The 2,336-nt window shown below is 53.9% G+C and carries 2 protein-coding genes; both read left to right on the top strand.

Annotated features, from left to right (window positions below; all coding sequences use genetic code 11):
- Positions 1-1,059: 1,059 nt before the first annotated feature.
- The gene (locus tag ALO64_RS00025) at positions 1,060-1,965 is read left to right on the top strand and encodes a protein rep (RefSeq protein ID WP_235804959.1); all 906 of its coding nucleotides are present in this window, start codon (positions 1,060-1,062) and stop codon (positions 1,963-1,965) included.
- Between the two features lie 39 nt (positions 1,966-2,004).
- Entirely contained in the window at positions 2,005-2,265 is a 261-nt protein-coding gene (locus tag ALO64_RS00030) for a hypothetical protein (protein WP_054991633.1), read from the top strand.
- Positions 2,266-2,336 lie beyond the last annotated feature (71 nt).

The following is a 2,336-nucleotide window of genomic DNA, read 5'->3' on the forward strand; positions in this document are numbered from 1 at the left end:
GTGAAGACAGAGGCGGATGCAGGAAATGTTTTGTATGTACCGCCTGCACGCAGTCGGTCTATCCAAAACCCTGATCAGGGCTGCGCCCCGATACCCCTGAACCGTAAAAAGCGCGTCAGCTAAAGCCGTTTTTAAAGCTGGCGTTGCGCTTCCGTCCTATTTTAAAACCGCTTAAACAAGAGCCTCCGGCAGCGGGGAGCGTATCCCAAAACCCTGCGTCACTCATTCAACCTGGACACAAAATCTAGGCACCACTTTTGGCGCTGGGTACAAATCCTCGCGCCTTCCGATCTTTAATTTTAAAACGCCAATACGTTCTTAATTTAAATTCGACTCAACCGCACCGGCCCACACCCCCGCCCTGCCCTACCTTGCAAATTCTGAGTGCAACACCCGCGCAGCCTTTGCAGGCCGTGGCATTCCACTTAAATCGAAAAGAGCTTTCCGCGTCTCCCTCTGCGCCGCCTTTGGCGTCCCATCGCTCAACCCGGATGGCTGAAAAGTCAGGGGCCGCGCTCCCGGCTTGTCGGGAAAAAGCTTCACCTTCCCGGCAAACGGAAGCACGGGCGAAGCGAACCCTTGACCGAGCACTGATCAAAACCACCCTTTGCATTCCTCGGGTCGCACAGCGGCCCGGGGATGCCGCCCGGCGAGGGAGTGCTTTTGAGGTGTTTTAGATTTTTGGCGTGGCTTCGCCGGGAAGGGTCGTTTTGGCTTGGAAAAGGGCGCTTTGGGGGGGGGTGAAACAGGCTGGATTTCGGGGTGAAAAAAAGGCCGATTTCCTTTACTTGATACTTAAGGGATAGTTTCGGCGTCTCAAAACAGGCTCTAGGCCTTGTACTACGTGGCTTCTAGGGGTGTTTTGACGTGTAGAAAAAAAAAGCCCAAGATTGTGGGTATCTGACGTCCACAACACTTAGGCTTTTCATGGAAAACGTTACCGCCTCCACGTCTCCCCATTCTAGCGAGATTACTGCGCTTGACCAGCCCCGAAGCGGGCTTTCTGATTACAGCCCTACCGACGCCCCATGGGACGTCCATCGGGGCCAGGCGGATGATGTGGGTGGGATCTATGCCACCGCCTTTGAATTCGAGCGCTACGCGGCTCGTATGGCTGAATGCGGCGGTGTTCTGCTATTTGGTTGGGAGATCAACCCGGCCACATGGGTAACTGCTCTGCGCCTAAAGCACAGCCATTTTTGCCGGGTACGTCATTGCCCGGTGTGTCAGTGGAGACGTTCCCTCATGTGGCAAGCCAGGTTCCACCAAGCCCTCCCTAAGATCGTCTGTGAGCATCCTAAGGCCCGCTGGCTATTCCTCACCCTGACTGTGCCCAATCGCCCCATAGGCGAGCTTGGAGAGACGCTGACGGCGATGAATGCCGGCTGGAAGCGACTGATTGAGCGCAAAGAGCTGAAACCTGTGTTGGGCTGGGTGCGCACAACTGAGGTCACACGGAGCGCTATCGGTGAGGCACACCCGCACTTTCATGTGCTGCTGATGGTGCCGCCAAGCTGGTTCAGTCGGCACTACGTCAAGCAGTCCCGCTGGGTCGAGTTGTGGCAAGAGTGCATGCGGGATCCAACCATTTCGCCGTCCGGGTTATGGATCGAAGTAATCAAAGGGGCTGCCCCAGAGAGAGGGAAATCAGCCTCTGACGTTACGAGCTTTGCACTTCAAAAGGCAGTCTCCGAAACCCTCAAATACAGCGTTAAGCCGTCTGACATGACGGACGATCCAGATTGGTTTTTGGAACTCACACGCCAAGCCCACAAGCGCAGATTCGTCGCCACGGGTGGAGTGTTGAAAAACGTACTCCGCGTCGATGAGGAAACGGACAGTGACTTGGTGATGGCGGACGGGCCAGCAGAAGGTGAAGACGATGGTTCGCGCTTGGCCTTCAACTGGCGCGAATTTGAGCGCCGGTATCGCCGCGCGCCTAATGGCGACAAGCCGGCCTCATAGAAATCAAACGGATTTAGAACAAAGATATTTAGGATTTTAATGACTACGCTAAAAGCTAGAATTGATGTGACAAATGAAAGACTTAAACTTTTAAAAGAAACTAGAAAGGTAGAAAACAAAACACGACAGAAAGCATACAAGCAGAGTCGTGCAGATCAAGAACGGAAAAAGGTTCTTGTAGGCGAGGCTGTTTTGCGCCGATTGGATAACGGGGAATGGGATGAGGATGATTTTCTCCAGATGATGGATGACTACGTGAGCAGGCCTGTTGATCGTGAACTCTTTGGCTTGCACGAATAAGTGGAATGCCACTGCAAGCCATCGTTGAGTAGGTCTGTGGCGGTGAAAATGGCGTGAAGACAGAGGCGGAT

This window comes from Pseudomonas meliae (assembly GCF_001400515.1).
GTDB lineage: Bacteria > Pseudomonadota > Gammaproteobacteria > Pseudomonadales > Pseudomonadaceae > Aquipseudomonas > Aquipseudomonas amygdali.

What these genes read in the sequence shown, in the direction of transcription:
- ALO64_RS00030 (WP_054991633.1), top strand. Translation starts at nt 2,005, where the DNA reads ATGACTACGCTAAAAGCTAGAATTGATGTGACAAATGAAAGACTTAAA.